Annotated in this window: 12 protein-coding genes and 2 pseudogenes; 6 read left to right on the top strand and 8 right to left on the bottom strand. The window is 46.5% G+C overall.

Annotation, left to right across the window (positions count from 1 at the left end; genetic code table 11):
- The first annotated feature begins 8 nt into the window (after positions 1–8).
- Positions 9–806, top strand: coding sequence for a M48 family metallopeptidase (locus FJM67_RS08045; RefSeq protein WP_140588282.1), 798 nt, complete (start codon positions 9–11; stop codon positions 804–806).
- Between the two features lie 81 nt (positions 807–887).
- Here the strand turns inward: FJM67_RS08045 and FJM67_RS08050 are convergent, their stop codons facing one another.
- The 7 genes and pseudogenes from FJM67_RS08050 to FJM67_RS08085 all read right to left on the bottom strand — a co-directional run bounded on the left by FJM67_RS08050 (position 888) and on the right by FJM67_RS08085 (position 9,398).
- Positions 888–1,199 (bottom strand): high-potential iron-sulfur protein, encoded by a 312-nt coding sequence (locus tag FJM67_RS08050; protein WP_140588283.1) that lies wholly within the window; start codon positions 1,197–1,199, stop codon positions 888–890.
- 160 nt (positions 1,200–1,359) lie between these two features.
- Complete coding sequence (locus tag FJM67_RS08055) at positions 1,360–2,916, bottom strand: sensor domain-containing diguanylate cyclase (RefSeq protein WP_140588284.1); 1,557 nt, start codon at positions 2,914–2,916, stop codon at positions 1,360–1,362.
- A gap of 157 nt (positions 2,917–3,073) precedes the next feature.
- Positions 3,074–5,269, bottom strand: a complete 2,196-nt coding sequence (locus FJM67_RS08060; RefSeq protein WP_140588285.1) for an OsmC domain/YcaO domain-containing protein — start codon at positions 5,267–5,269, stop codon at positions 3,074–3,076.
- Positions 5,270–5,807: 538 nt separating this feature from the next.
- Positions 5,808–6,491, bottom strand: a pseudogene (locus FJM67_RS08065) (IS5 family transposase); the annotation flags it as partial.
- A gap of 4 nt (positions 6,492–6,495) precedes the next feature.
- Positions 6,496–7,188: pseudogene (locus FJM67_RS18035) on the bottom strand (IS110 family RNA-guided transposase).
- Positions 7,189–7,307: 119 nt separating this feature from the next.
- Positions 7,308–8,708: an ATP-binding protein gene (locus tag FJM67_RS08080; RefSeq protein ID WP_140588288.1), complete on the bottom strand. Its 1,401-nt coding sequence runs from the start codon at positions 8,706–8,708 to the stop codon at positions 7,308–7,310.
- A gap of 15 nt (positions 8,709–8,723) precedes the next feature.
- The gene (locus FJM67_RS08085; RefSeq protein ID WP_140588289.1) at positions 8,724–9,398 is read right to left on the bottom strand and encodes a response regulator transcription factor; all 675 of its coding nucleotides are present in this window, start codon (positions 9,396–9,398) and stop codon (positions 8,724–8,726) included.
- Between the two features lie 208 nt (positions 9,399–9,606).
- Here FJM67_RS08085 and FJM67_RS08090 point away from each other — a divergent pair, with 208 nt between their 5' ends.
- The 5 genes from FJM67_RS08090 to FJM67_RS08110 all read left to right on the top strand — a co-directional run bounded on the left by FJM67_RS08090 (position 9,607) and on the right by FJM67_RS08110 (position 13,551).
- Positions 9,607–10,353, top strand: coding sequence for an ABC transporter ATP-binding protein (locus FJM67_RS08090; protein ID WP_140588290.1), 747 nt, complete (start codon positions 9,607–9,609; stop codon positions 10,351–10,353).
- The gene (locus FJM67_RS08095) at positions 10,353–11,291 is read left to right on the top strand and encodes an ABC-2 transporter permease (protein WP_140588291.1); all 939 of its coding nucleotides are present in this window, start codon (positions 10,353–10,355) and stop codon (positions 11,289–11,291) included. The genes FJM67_RS08090 and FJM67_RS08095 overlap by 1 nt, the downstream gene beginning before the upstream one ends.
- Complete coding sequence (locus tag FJM67_RS08100) at positions 11,284–12,279, top strand: ABC transporter permease (RefSeq protein ID WP_140588292.1); 996 nt, start codon at positions 11,284–11,286, stop codon at positions 12,277–12,279. The genes FJM67_RS08095 and FJM67_RS08100 overlap by 8 nt, the downstream gene beginning before the upstream one ends.
- A gap of 5 nt (positions 12,280–12,284) precedes the next feature.
- Positions 12,285–12,968 carry a hypothetical protein gene (locus tag FJM67_RS08105; protein WP_140588294.1) on the top strand — a complete coding sequence of 228 codons (684 nt, stop codon included), beginning with the start codon at positions 12,285–12,287 and terminating at the stop codon, positions 12,966–12,968.
- A gap of 91 nt (positions 12,969–13,059) precedes the next feature.
- A complete protein-coding gene (locus tag FJM67_RS08110; RefSeq protein WP_140588296.1) occupies positions 13,060–13,551 on the top strand; it encodes a cytochrome b in 492 nt (163 codons plus the stop codon).
- Positions 13,552–14,009: 458 nt separating this feature from the next.
- On the opposite strand, the gene FJM67_RS08115 is transcribed toward FJM67_RS08110, so the two are convergent.
- Positions 14,010–14,137 (bottom strand): transposase domain-containing protein (locus FJM67_RS08115; RefSeq protein WP_140588298.1); only part of this gene is annotated, 128 nt, incomplete at its 5' end.

The raw sequence follows: 14,137 nt of genomic DNA on the forward strand, positions 1-14,137 counted from the left end.
AAGAGACTATGAACAAAAGAATCGTTACTACGCTACTGGCTAGCGCCATTCTAATGTCTGCCTGTAGCTCCTCTCCGACGGGCAGAAAGCAGTTTGTGCTATTGCCTGATGCACAGATAAACGAGATGGGCGTCACTTCATTTAATGAAATGAAGCAAGAAGTCCCCATTTCCAGTAGCGATGCCACCAAGAGCAACGTTCAGTGTGTAGCTGATCGAATTATTGCGGTACTACCAGATAAATACCGTCAGCAAGACTGGGAAGTTGTCGTATTTGATGATCAACAAGTAAACGCCTTCGCCTTGCCTGGTTACAAGATTGGTGTGTACACCGGCCTACTCAACGTGGCTACTAATCAGTCCCAGCTTGCAGCCGTGGTGGGTCATGAAGTCGGGCACGTACTCGCTCGCCATGGAAATGAGCGCGTATCGACGCAGCTTGCCACCAGCCAAGTACTGGCTTTGGGTTACGAACTTGCCGGTGAAGAATCAGCTACTAAGACAGCCATTTTTCAAGGGTTAGGAATTGGCGCTCAAGTCGGTGTGATATTACCTTTTAGCCGCGCCCATGAAACTGAGGCAGACCTGATTGGCTTAGATCTGATGGCAAAAGCCGGTTTTGACCCACAGCAAAGCGTGACACTTTGGCAGAACATGTCAGCGGCAGGCGGCAGTAGCACTCCAGAGATGCTTTCTACCCACCCGTCCAACAGCACCCGTATTGATGACTTATCAAAAGGTATGCCGGGACCGCTAGCGGTGTACAACAAGCTTGTATCCGAGGGTAGACAAGCCAATTGCTATTGAACAGCAATAACGCCTTAATAAACAAAAACGGAGCGAAATGCTCCGTTTTTTATTAGGTCAAACCAGAAGCTAGTGCTGCTGTTATGGGCGTTTGATCCAAGCTTGACACCAGCCTGCTGGTTCAACAGCATGACCAGGGAATAGCGGACAAGCCCCTGTCGCTGGCTGGAAGAAATTGCAGTTTTCACAAACACGGCCAGCTTGATAAGCAGCATGACCAGAAGCATTTGCGGCAACGGAAACATAATTTAGAGCTTTAGCATTTGGTGCACTTGGATCCACTTTAGGAAGTGCTGCAAATGCCTTGCTTGTCAGAACGCCAGCGCCAAATGGAAGCACAGCTAAACCAAACATACCCTTACGGATAAACGAACGACGGCTCTTATCAACCATAATAAAACCTCTCAAAGACTGAATGCTGGACTATGACGTGAAATCACTGCCTAAGACCAAGGATTTAACCAACCTAACTAGTGCAATGAGAGTAAGGGTGGAATCATTCTCACAGCATGACTTACATCATGCGATTAAACGAATATAACGATTTTTTGGCTCAATCATTTATTCCCAATACGGTCACACGATTGCGACCCGCGCCTTTCGATTCATACATAGCCATATCTGCACGTCGAAAAGCCTCTTTTACCTCTTCATTCGCTTGCCAATAACTCACACCAAGGGAAATGGTTACTGGACGATGAATCGCCTCGATCGGCTCTTGCTCCGTATAAGCGCGTATTTCTTCCGCATACTGGCCAGCAAGCTCAAGCGAAAGTCCCGGTAAAAATACGACGAATTCCTCGCCACCGGTACGAATCAAGGTACCTTTTTGACCAATATAGCGCCCCAAGGATTGCGCCAGAAACTGCAATACTTGGTCCCCTACTTCGTGACCAAACTGATCATTTACCTTTTTAAAGTAATCAATATCAAAGACAATCAAGGCGAAATTCGTATTTTTTACCACGCTGGCTTGGACCATTTCTTCCATGCCACGGCGATTTAACAACCCAGTCAATGGGTCTTTTTTCCGATCATTATCAAATCGAGAAATCTTCTCGTGCAACAGATCAACCTCGTGGTTGATAGCTCCCTTCAGTTGATAGGCTTCGTAATACCAAGCATTGATGCGGGAGAGGCGGTCTAAATCGAGGCTGATGGTGCTTTCAGCCAGCTGGCGTAACGGCCGTGCCACTAGAAATGCCAAGAAGCCGATCACGAGTAGGATCACAGCTTGGGCTGGCAATGCCTCTAACAGGACCAGCCACATTTGCTGATCCAACTCGTTGAGTACAGAAGTAAGTGGGCGCTGAGTCACAATCCCCCATCCAGTATCCTCTACATAAGCGTAGCCAGACACCATGGCAATACCACGCGAATTCACAACTTCCTGGGCGCCACTGTAGCCTTGCGTAACACGATCTATTACCCGATTGCCATTTACAATTTCACCAATACGGGTTTTATCGGCGTGATAGATCAGGGCTTTGCTAGATGAAACCACATATATATAGGAGTCATCGTCATAGCCATGATGGGACAATAAACCATCGAGAAAGTTGTTGTTATGTAGATAGATAGTACCGACCACATCACCCATGTGCTCTCCAGCTAGGTTCTGTATCGGGTGTGTCAAAGAGACCAAATACTTACCAGCTGGACCAATCATTGGTCCAATGACTTGTGGTTTGTTTGCTTTCAGCACTGACTTTAAGGAATCGGGAACAAACATTCCCCTCAACCCCAACACCTGGGGCGAAATAGATACGAACATACCGGCAGGATTAACTACTGAGACAGAGTTAAATCCCTCGCTAAGCGCCTGAATACGGTCGAGTTCTAATTGGACTTTTTGATAATCAGCCCCTTCCTCCATCATAGGAGCAACCAATTCGGCGCCAAGCGCTAACTGGGAACGGGCATGGCTGAGGAACGCTTCCGTGGTACTAGCTAACTTCTCGGCATAAACGCGGTTCGAATCCAACGCCATCTCTACTAGCATCGCTTTCTGAGCACGGTAGGTCGCAGAGTAACCGTTAATAAAGGTAAACAACACACCAACAATGGCTAGCGCGATGATAAGAAAGCGAATCGACAAGCGGATTTTCAAAGGAACCTCGCATCCTTACGGTCAGTAAACTACCACCATGAAAAAACACGGCGGTCAGAGCCCAAAAACGGGGCATAATTTTATCAGTTTTACCGATATCGCTAAACAAAATTATGCAATATCGGCCCCCCGTCCATTAAACCAAAACGTACTTTTTTCAATTAGTCGCAGCAGAATACTTTTGCGCACGATAGGCATGAAGCTTTTTATAGCTGTCGATTAATTTCAAATGACGATCCAGACCTTCAAGTTTCATATTCGTCGGCGCTAAACCATAAAATTTCACTGTGCCATTTACGGAACCCACTACATTTTCCATCGTCGCTTTACCAAACATGCGTGACAAGTTAGGCAGGAAGTCTTCTAGCGCTAGCTCGTCATCTAGGGTAATTTCAAGAACAGCGCTGATCGCCTGATAAAACAAACCACGCTCAACCGTATTGTTGTTGTAGCTTAAAAATTCCTGCACCTGATCTTTCGCTTCTTCGTGCATTTGTAGCGCTAGGAACAACAAGAGCTTTAGCTCGCCGACATCTAACCTTCCCCACGGGGTGTTTTCATCGAATTCAACACCAATTAAGGTGCGAATATCGGTGTAGTTATCCAACTCACTCTCTTCTAACCGCTCTAGTAATGCTTCTAGGGCATCATCGTCAAGGGAATGGATGTTGAGAATATCTTCGCGGAATAACAACGCCTTGTTGGTATTATCCCAAATCAAATCATCCACAGGGTACACCTCTGAATAATCTGGCACTAGGATACGACAGACATTTGCACCTAAGTCGTCAAATACGGCCATATACACTTCCTTGCCCATTTCTTCGAGGATGCCCATTAGGCGATCACGCTCTTCTTCCGTGGTGCCGGAAAAGTTCCACTCACAGAATTCGTAGTCAGCTTTCGCGCTAAAGAACTTCCAAGAAATCACGCCGGTGGAGTCGATAAAATGCTCCACAAAGTTATTTGGCTCTTGCACTGCAAACGAGTTAAATGTCGGTAGTGGCACATCATTTAAGCCTTCGAAACTACGGCCCTGCAATAGCTCGGTTAGGCTACGCTCTAAGGCCACTTCAAAGCTCGGATGCGCACCGAAGGAGGCAAATACACCACCTGTACGAGGATTCATCAGGGTCACATTCATTACCGGGAATTGCCCTCCCAGTGAGGCATCTTTCACCACCACTGGGAAACCATTTTCCTCAAGGCTCTTGATGCCTTCGAGAATGCGCGGGTATTTTTCCAATACCGCCATCGGCACATCCGGCAGGACGATCTCTTGCTCTATAATCTGCTTCTTCGCCGCCCGCTCGAAGATCTCCGACAAACACTGCACCATTGCTTCCGGTAGCGTATTCCCCGCACTCATGCCGTTACTTAGGAATAGGTTTTCGATCAGGTTGGATGGGAAGTAAACCGTTTCCTGATCCGACTGGCGCACGTAGGGGATTGCACAGATACCTCGCTCGATATTGCCAGAGTTAGTATCGATAAGATGCGAACCTAGCAATTCTTGCTCAGGATCGAAAATGTCCAAGCAGTAATCGTCTAACAAACCTTCTGGTAATGAATCATCTTCGGTGAGGGGAAACCATTTTTCCGTTGGATAATGCACAAAGTCCGCGTTAGCTAACTCTTCACCAAAGAATTGATCGTTGTAAAAGAAATTGCAGCTCGCACGCTCAATAAATTCACCCAAGGCCGAGCACAGCGCACTTTCTTTAGTTGCCCCTTTACCATTGGTGAAACACATGTGCGACGCGGCATCTCGTAAATGCAGCGACCACACCCCTGGCACAATGTTACGCCAGGACGCCACCTCAATCTTCATGCCTAAATCTGCTAGCAAACCAGACATGTTCGCAATGGTATCTTCTAAAGGAAGATCTTTACCTAGGATCGTTGTCTTTTCGCCACCATTAGGTTGCGCCAGCGCCATAAGAGAAGCGCCGGCATCTAGGTCATCAACAGTTTCAATCTTAAATTCCGGCCCAGTTTGCACTACCTTTTTCACTGTACAACGATCAATTGAGCGCAAGATACCCTCACGATCCTTTTCACTGATGTACTCGGGCAGCTCCACTTGAATTTGGAAAATCTGGTTATAGCGGTTTTCCGGGTCAACGATATTATTTTGGGACAGGCGAATATCTTCAGTGGGAATATCCCGCGCCTTACAGTACACCTTTACGAAATAGGCGGCACATAAGGCAGAAGAGGCCAGAAAGTAATCAAAAGGACTTGGCGCCGAGCCATCTCCTTTGTAACGAATGGGTTGATCCGCCACAACCGTAAAGTCGTCGAATTTGGCTTCTAAGCGGAGATTGTCTAAAAAATTTACCTTGATTTCCATGCTGGACCTCTAACTCAATATGGCGCGAAGTCTACCACCAATTGCGTTGCAGATCGTCGGCTAGCGGATGACCAACCAAGATATTTTTCAGTTCGAAACTTTAGGTGTTTCCAGAGGATTTTGGTCACAGATTCGCCACAGTGATTTTTTGCATAAAATTTAAACAAGATAGCGACACAATATCATAAACTTCTAATTAATAAGAATAATGTGACAAAATCAGCAAGTGATCACAATGAAAGGTAAAGTTAGTTCATTTAGATTATAGGTGTGACCAAAAATAATGAATGAACTAAGAAAATATTTTTATTTCAATGACTTAGAGGAGGTTTTTGCGACCAAAAATATAGGTTTATAACTTAGTCGAAACACCAAGTCATTGATTTTGAAAGAAAAATTTGTCTAAGGAAGCTGCGAACAAGTAAGATAGTTCTGGTCTGACTTGTTCCACATACCAGCAACGCTAAAATCGTGGCAGTTTGCCGTACTTTTCCGCTATTAGCTGCTCTGAGGAGCCAAAATCCGCCTTTTGGACGGATTAACCCTTTGCAGACCTGATCATCTGCTCTATTCGTAGCAAATTTCCAAGCGCAAACAGCACGGCGAGCTTGTTGTCATTTTTAGTCAGCCCTTTATAGACAGCTTTTCGAAAACCAAACTGACATTTCAACATTCTAAATGGATGCTCAACTTTCGCCCTGATGCTTGCCTTTAAGTATTCTGTTCGGATCAGCTGTTTATTTTTACGAGGGTGCTTTTTCCAAGCGCGTATCTTGCTAGGCATCTCAGCTACCAACCAATCGACTTTCCGATCCTTAGTTTCTGCGCGCTTTTCAACGCCACGGTAGCCAGAGTCCGCCGATACAAAGGATTCATTACCATGAAGGAGCTCCGGCAGTTGGTTTAAATCATGATCATTAGCAGACGTCGTAGTGAAGCTGTGCACCAGACCTCGTTTTGCATCCACGCCAATATGAGCTTTCATGCCAAAGAACCATTGCTTGCCCTTTTGCGTCTGATGCATTTCGGGATCATGGGCGTTTGACTTATTTTTAGTCGAACTCGCAGCCTCGATGATCGTCGCATCCACGATTGTCCCTTCTTTAAAGTAGATACCGGAATCAGACAGCCATTTGTTTACTTCTTTAAAGGGTTTACGACCCAGTTTGTGCTTCTCAAGTAAGTGACGGAAGTTCATGATGGTAGTGTGGTCTGGAATCGCACCTTTAGTTTGGCCTTTCATTGTTGTACGTCCATAACCACTTCGTGGCAATTATCACTCGTCGAGTGACTTCTTGTGATTTGGCCAACGATGCTAGTTTCTGATCATAATCATCTATCACGCGATCCAGCTCACACAATCTACGATATTGATCAGCGAAAACCTCTCGTGCCAAATAGGGTAATGAGTTTTCTCCATCTTCCAAGATCTCTGGTAATTTCGCCCTTAAATGGAGCCTACCTTGCGGTATAACAATGCCATATTCAGTTAGGAAACCACGAATCTGATTGACCAACGCAACTCGCTCTGCAACCAATAAGGAGCGAGCGCGATGAACCGTTAAAATGGCTTGCTGTTCTTCATTCTTAATCGGAACAAAACGCATATTGGGCCGCCCTGCAGCCTCACATATGGCTTCGGCATCATTGCGGTCATTCTTCTAACTCTTACGATAAGGGGCGACAAACTGTGGGGCCATCATACGGACATCATGCCCCATCTTCTGAAGCTCTCTTGCCCAGTAGTGCGCACCGCCACAACTCTCTATACCAACGACACAAGGTTCTTGTTGAATGAAGAATTCGAGTACTTTGGAGCGTTTAATGGTCTTCCTAAGTAGTACTTTTTCATCCTGATCAACAGCAAACACCTCAAAGACATTTTTTGCTAAATCCAAGCCGATACGCATACTTTTCATGGTGGACTCCCGCTATTTAATTGATTAATTCACCTTCAATATGGCACATGATGCCGGGGTTGGGGGAGTCCATCCCATTTCCTTACTGCAAGTGGTTTGAAATAAAAGTAGCAGCGCCATTAATTCCGCCATATCACGGTAACCGCCAACCCCGGTTTACCGTCTTCTAGTCGGAGTTCGGCATCGTGACGCTGTGCGATGGCCTTCACTAGACTCAAGCCCAGTCCAGTTCCTGCCAAATGTCGACTCGAATCCACGCGAAAAAAGCGGTCCGTGACCTTCTCATGCAACTCAGTCCGAATTCCCGGTCCATTATCCTGAACCTGAATATATCGTCGGTCATCGTCCACACCACATCGCAAGATTATGTTCGCATTGGGTTCTGCATAACGAATACTGTTGTCGAGTAGGTTAATGACAGCTTGACGAATCAGGTCTATGTCGCCATTGACGAACACAGCTGGACATTGAATTTGAAGCGTGAGTGTTTGCTGGTTGTCTTCAGCAACAGCTACGAATAAGTCATATAGCTCGTGACTGAGTTGAACTAAATCCACCGGTTTTCGCGCGATTGTTTGGGCGCCGCTCTCAATTTGCGCTAAACGCAAAATGGCATCGAACGTCGTCGATACTTGATCGATATCATCCAAAGCTGTTGCCAAAATTCCACTTTCTAGATGACTGTCGATTTCACCCTCGTTCGGAGGGTCCAAATTTCCTTGCAATTGCACTTGTTCCAATTTAAGCCTTAAACGTGTGAGCGGTCGGCGTAAATCATGCGCGATATCGGCCGATACCTGTCGCAAACTCTCCATAGAACGTTGCAGGTGATCCAGTGTTTGGTTGATCCCAACTGACACCTGATTTAACGCATCGCCAGTATCAGGACTCACCTCACAACGCGCCGCCATATTCCCCGCAGCAGCTTTGGTTAACACGGAGCGAATGGATTGAACTCGGCGTTCGTTAAATCGCGCAATGTAGAAAACAACTAATGCAATTAACACCATGGAAGCCGCTAACCCCCATAAAATTGATTGCTCAAGGACTTCTTGACTGTCCGTTACCCAACGGCTGTCTCGTGCAACCAATATCCACCCGTCCGGCGTTTCAACCCCATAACCAAAATAGGTACCATCACTTTCTTCATCGATTTTTTCCGGTAAGGTAATGTCCTTACCAACTTGCAAGACGCGCTGGTGAACAAATGGTTCGGATATAAATGAGTCGCCGACGTGAGCACCATTTTTACCGTGAAAGGCCACCAACATCGCGCCTTGATCATCGTAGGTCAGTTGAAAATCGATTTGACTGAGTAACTCTTCCAATCCGCGGTGCTGATAGACCCGCTGCAGGGATTCCGCTTGATATTGTGTGTCGAAAAATAATCGTTGGACCAATTCCTGTTTATGCAAACTAACGGCAATCCACGCCGCCAATGTGGTCGCAATCGCAAACACGCCCGTAATTAATGCCGCAAAGCCAACCGATGAAGTAAAGCGCTGAGAAATGGATGACATGTTACCCCTTAATGCCTACATCGATTTAAAGACATAGCCAGAGCCATGAAGTGTTTGAATGTTGCGGGTGCCGAATGGTTTATCGACTTTGGCACGTAGGCGACTGATGTGAGTTTCGACGACGCTGGTTTTTGGATCAAAATTGATATTCCAGACCGCTTCGAGAATCATGCTTCGCGTCTGAACTCGATCGGGCCGCTCCATTAAGTACACTAGGAGGGCATATTCTTTGGGCTGCAGGTCAATTTTAAGCCCATCACGATACACCTCGTGACTGAGTAGCTTTACTTGTAACCCGCCTAAATCAAGCTGTGTGGTTTCGGCTTTTATCTGTGGTCGTCTTGCCAAGGCTTCGATCCGAGCCATCAATTCGGCCATCGAGAACGGCTTCACCAAGTAGTCATCGGCACCTGACTTCAAGCCACTCACGCGTTCATCGACACTACCTAACCCCGTTAAGAAAATTGCCGGTGTACTATCATCGGCCGCTCTCAGTGCCTTAATTACGGCAAGGCCATCCAATCCCGGCATCATTCTGTCAAACACATATAAGTCGTATTTCTGCAAGCTCGCTTGTGCAAGAGCGTGGCGACCATCACCAACCACATCAACACTGTGTCCGGCTTGAGTCAGCGCGCCCTGAACAAAGGTCGCGGTTTCTAAATCGTCTTCAGCGTAGAGTATTTTCATTTTGGCGCAGCTCCGGTGTTTAGCTGATTAATGTCTATTCAAGCATCGAATACATTCGGTTTGTCTCTTTAGAGTACCGAACAACACTCGACCTTGGCCAATAAGTCGACGTACAAATCGCTGTTTCTTACAGGATTGTAAGAATTCGCCAAGAATCTCCAAACAACACGCCATTAAGCTGTACTCATCAACCAACATGGAGCGAACGATGAGCACCCCAGCAATCAATCTAACCAATTTATGTCAGCACTACGGTGTCCATCGCGCCGTTGATCATTTGACCCTCACCATTCCAGAAGGCGAGATATTTGGTTTCTTGGGCCATAACGGCGCAGGTAAAACCACAACCGTACATATGTTAACGACCTTGACCCAACCAAGTGGTGGCCAAGGGCAAGTGTTCGGATTCGACCTTCACGATCAAGCACAAGACATTCGCCGTTTGATCGGTTACGTCCCTGAAAATGTGCGTCTATATGACAATCTAACGACGAAAGAAAATTTGGCTTTTTTTGCCGGGCTTTCCGGCGTTGAAGACATCGACAGTGCGATTCAATCTGCCCTAGCGTTTTTAGACATTGAACACCTAGCAAATAAAAAGGTTGGCAGCTTTTCTAAAGGCATGCGCCAACGCGTCGGTTTAGCACAAGCCATTTTGCATCAACCAAAACTCTTGTTTCTCGATGAGCCCGCTTCTGGTCTCGACCCCTTGGGCATGAAAATGCTTCGTGAACTGATCACCAAGTTAAACCAAGAAATGGGCATGACCATTTTCATGAATACTCATTTGATCAGTGAAATCGCAAAAACGTGTACCTCTATTGGGATTCTAAGTGCAGGAAAATTGGTTTTTCACGGCACAATCGCAGAAGTTAATCAACGTTTTGCCCACGAAGGTGCCATTGAAGATCTTTATGTGAATGTGCTGCAAACGCAGCAAAAGGAGACCGTTTGATGGCCATTTTCACATCTCGGGCTTCGCTGATTGCCAGCCAATCGGTCGCACAAACCATCCAGCTCGGCACGATAAAGATCATTACTGGAATTTTTGTTGGCTTAATTTTGCTGTCTGCGTACTTGGGGTATTCCGCCACATCGACGGTAAACGCCATTTACGCCGACGCTGTGATCTACTTACAAGCCAGTGGCCAACCAGTCCCACCGAATCCAGCCCAATTAGATTCGCCACTGGGTATGTTGCGCAACATGACGATTTACATCAGCTTAATTGGTAGCCTCGCCGCGATGGTCATCGGCCACCAATTGATCGCCAGCGATCGTAAACAAGGCGTGTTGCCCCTAATTGGAACTCGCATTGAGTCTCGAAGCGATTATCTCGACGGCAAAATTAAGGCGCTCCTGACCTTACTTGGTGGCGTGACGGGGATTGCAGCATTCGTTGCCGCTATCACCTTGATATTACTCCCAAGCGTAGTGTTGACCTCGGCGATGTGGGGGCAGCTGGTTGCTTTTATGGCCTGCGCCTATTTGATTCTATTATTTTTTGGCTTGTTAGCCCTTGCATCTACTGCATTAGTAGCAAAAGAGTCGGTTGCCCTTCTTCTACCAGTGACGTTGTGGATTACGCTCACATTCATCTTTCCGTCTTTGAGCGCCAATATTCACCCAACCGCAGCGATTAACCCAATATCTTCGCTTGCCGCGACACCCGACAACGCATTCTTCCATTTCAGCCAACAGTTTTTGGCCCCTTTTTCCACGGTCGAAAGCTTTAAAAGTCTCAGTGCCTACTGGCTTGATTACAGCCCGAATGGCAGTGTTTTTCCGACAGGCGCACTGATGCAAATGGTTGTGTCCGTCGTGATCGCGGCTGGTGCGGCATGGTATGGCTTAACTCACATATCCCTAGAGCGAGGTGAATTCGATGTCTAATCCGGCGCAATCAACCATCCATCAAACATTTGCTATGGTGCGCAAAGAATGGCTCGAAGCACGACGTGACCGCTTTTTCTCGGCACTGACTGGATTCATGCTATTGGCGGCTCTAATTTCCCTGACCACCGGCGCGATAGCATTAGCCGCTGAAGTCGCAGATTTCACATCTGCCAAGGACCTACTGCTTTCACTGGGTAAGTCCATAACCAATCTGGACGCCGGTGAGTTCTATCCTCTCAAATTGCTCCGAGGCGCGATCGAGCAAATTGAAATCGTCGGTGCCGTGTTGGGCATTATTGTTGGATTTCGCTCTGCGAGCGGTGAACGTGGTCGCCAAACGCTCGCTCTCGTACTGACGCGCCCTGTCACACATCGTCAGTTTGTAATGAGTAAAGCCCTAGCAGGAATCAGCCTTATCGCGAGCAGTTTGTTGATGGTCTTCGCTGCCCTGACAATTTTTCTCATAGTGATTTCCGGTGTTGGTCTTTCTACGGACGACTTGACGCGAATCGGGCTAATTTGGGGGCTTTCTACCCTTTATGTCAGTGCCTTTTTCCTACTGACTTTGCTCCTTTGTCTTCATTTGAAGAATCCTGCAACAGCGTTACTCGCTGGATTCATCACATGGCTTATTTTGGTACTGATCGCACCTCAGATCGGTGACACGCTTGACCCAGATAACCAAGTCGCTGGCGGTGTTTTCAAACAGCTTCATGTACAAAAGGCGGAACAGGACAAAATTAAACAGGGTTACGCCACCTTCGAAACCATTCGTAATGGGGTGGAAGTCGCGTCGATTACCAAACACTTTGAGCGTGCGAGTTTCGCTGTGCTCGGTATTAAAGATAACTACACCGGAAAACCATTGCTGCCGATCCTCAGCGAAAAACTCAGTGATTTACTGTGGGTTTTGTTCAGTTTCCTTGGCTTGGCTTTCATCACCATCATCAAACCACTGCAATTTTCTAAACTCGTTAAGGAGTAATACTCATGACTATGTCTAATCAAAACGTGTCTAATCAAAACGTGTCTACTCAAACTAAGCTGAAATCTGCTTTTGACATCAAGGCACTTGCGATGGGAACAGCGTTATCACTAATGCTAACCACACCAGCATTCGCTGCGGCTGATCAAGACAAAGATGGTATTCCCGATACCGCTGAAGCCCTGATTCATACAGATCCCGCCATAGCAGATACCGATGGCGATGGCACAAATGACCTAAATGATAAAACACCGGTGTTCTCTGAAATAGAGCCTCAAACAGCGGGCAATGGCAAGGTGTCTATTGATATCAAAGAAGCGCTTGTAGAAGACAACTACGACTACGCACTCCGAAAAGATGCAACAGATCACTTAGAGCTGTTACTTAAAAATACCGGCAAACAAACCCTATCCGGCATGAACGTCGATTATCAGATTAAAAACCTCGCTACTGACGAAATGGAGCGTTACCACGTTCAACTTGGTAAATTCACTTTAGCACCGGGAGAGGAACAGCGCGTGCATTTTGATGACGGCGTAAAACCGGGTCATTTCCGCGCGAATCCAAATTCCATGTATAAAACCAACACTGATGAAAAACAGTTCACGGTTTGGATTTCTGCTAGCGGTTATCAACCTGTAACCACTAACATTCACAAAGATGCAGGTGGTGCAGAACAGGCTGATTAAGTCACAAAGTCTTCATTCACTGGTCATAAATTAACGACACAATCAGTGGGCTCCATTTGGGGCCTACTTCATCTTTCTGAGGCGCAAATTCATGAAATCTAAACACTATTCTTTAGCACAAATCGGGTTACATTGGTGGGTGGCTCTGCTCTTCGGAGCCAATTACATTGTCAGTGATGGTATGGGGCCAATGTTAGGAAAGCATTTAGAGGGCCAAGATGTGAGTCAGGAATTCGTGGTGAATTTCCATGTCTATGTGGGATTGGCCTTTTTAGGCTTTGCACTTCTTCGCATCGTCGTACGCCTGTTTTCTGGTGCGCCAGAGCCCGTTGAAACCGCGAATAAGAAACTAGACAAACTCGCCTTAATTGCACACAAAGCACTTTATGTCTTAATGCTACTCGTCCCTCTCGCCGGGATTGGTGCTTGGTACGGCAATATTCATGAATTAGGCGACGTGCACGTTATTATTATGAACGTCATGCTTGGGCTAGTCGGCTTACATATTGTTGGCGCGCTCTACCATCGCTTTGTCTTGAAAGATGGCGTTATCGAACGAATGAGCTTTTTAAGACGCAGTTAAGAGATGGCTTTTTACTATGCAGTTAAGACATGAATATCGCCGTATTTCCTGACCCTAGTTCTCTTTATCTATCCTTTTCGCTTCGCTAGCTACGTGAACTGGTTACACTCCGGGCGTTGAAATCTTCTCACTTAGCCCGGAGTCTCCATGCCCACCCTACGCGTGAATTTCTCATTTCCATTTCGTGAGTTTTTTCCTGATATTTGGCTTGCTGTCCGAATAGCCATAGTCATTACTTCGTGTTCTATGCAGCTAGAGAATATTTTTAATGTACTCCCCCAATCCCGATATCTTGCCGCTATGTTGCAGGTGGGTTAATCAATTGAGTAGGGGCATCCCCAAGCAAAGTATGTGTGTCGGCTTCGATTTAGCAAAATTTGTCTTTGGGGTGTCTTCTGTTGTTCAAGGTAAGCGATCTTATATTAGCCCTCTAAAATGGTTTGTCTTGCCCTGCTAATCTAGCCTGCTTTCGCCCTGTTCCAAGGCAATAGCGCTTCGAGTTTTTCTAATGTATCCGCGTCGGCAATGTGGTCGAGTACGTATTGGATGTAACTCGATGGTTCTAGGCCATTAGCTTTGGCGGTTT

The sequence above is a fragment of the Maribrevibacterium harenarium genome (genome assembly GCF_006385675.1).
Taxonomy (GTDB): Bacteria; Pseudomonadota; Gammaproteobacteria; order Pseudomonadales; family Marinomonadaceae; genus Marinomonas; species Marinomonas harenarium.

Excerpts from the sequence above, each read along its gene's own strand:
- FJM67_RS08045 (WP_140588282.1), top strand. The coding sequence starts at position 9 with ATGAACAAAAGAATCGTTACTACGCTACTGGCTAGCGCCATTCTAATG.
- FJM67_RS08050 (WP_140588283.1), bottom strand. The coding sequence starts at position 1,199 with ATGGTTGATAAGAGCCGTCGTTCGTTTATCCGTAAGGGTATGTTTGGT.
- FJM67_RS08060 (WP_140588285.1), bottom strand. The coding sequence starts at position 5,269 with ATGGAAATCAAGGTAAATTTTTTAGACAATCTCCGCTTAGAAGCCAAA.
- FJM67_RS08080 (WP_140588288.1), bottom strand. The coding sequence starts at position 8,708 with ATGTCATCCATTTCTCAGCGCTTTACTTCATCGGTTGGCTTTGCGGCA.
- FJM67_RS08085 (WP_140588289.1), bottom strand. The coding sequence starts at position 9,398 with ATGAAAATACTCTACGCTGAAGACGATTTAGAAACCGCGACCTTTGTT.
- FJM67_RS08090 (WP_140588290.1), top strand. The coding sequence starts at position 9,607 with ATGAGCACCCCAGCAATCAATCTAACCAATTTATGTCAGCACTACGGT.
- FJM67_RS08095 (WP_140588291.1), top strand. The coding sequence starts at position 10,353 with ATGGCCATTTTCACATCTCGGGCTTCGCTGATTGCCAGCCAATCGGTC.
- FJM67_RS08100 (WP_140588292.1), top strand. The coding sequence starts at position 11,284 with ATGTCTAATCCGGCGCAATCAACCATCCATCAAACATTTGCTATGGTG.
- FJM67_RS08105 (WP_140588294.1), top strand. The coding sequence starts at position 12,285 with ATGACTATGTCTAATCAAAACGTGTCTAATCAAAACGTGTCTACTCAA.
- FJM67_RS08110 (WP_140588296.1), top strand. The coding sequence starts at position 13,060 with ATGAAATCTAAACACTATTCTTTAGCACAAATCGGGTTACATTGGTGG.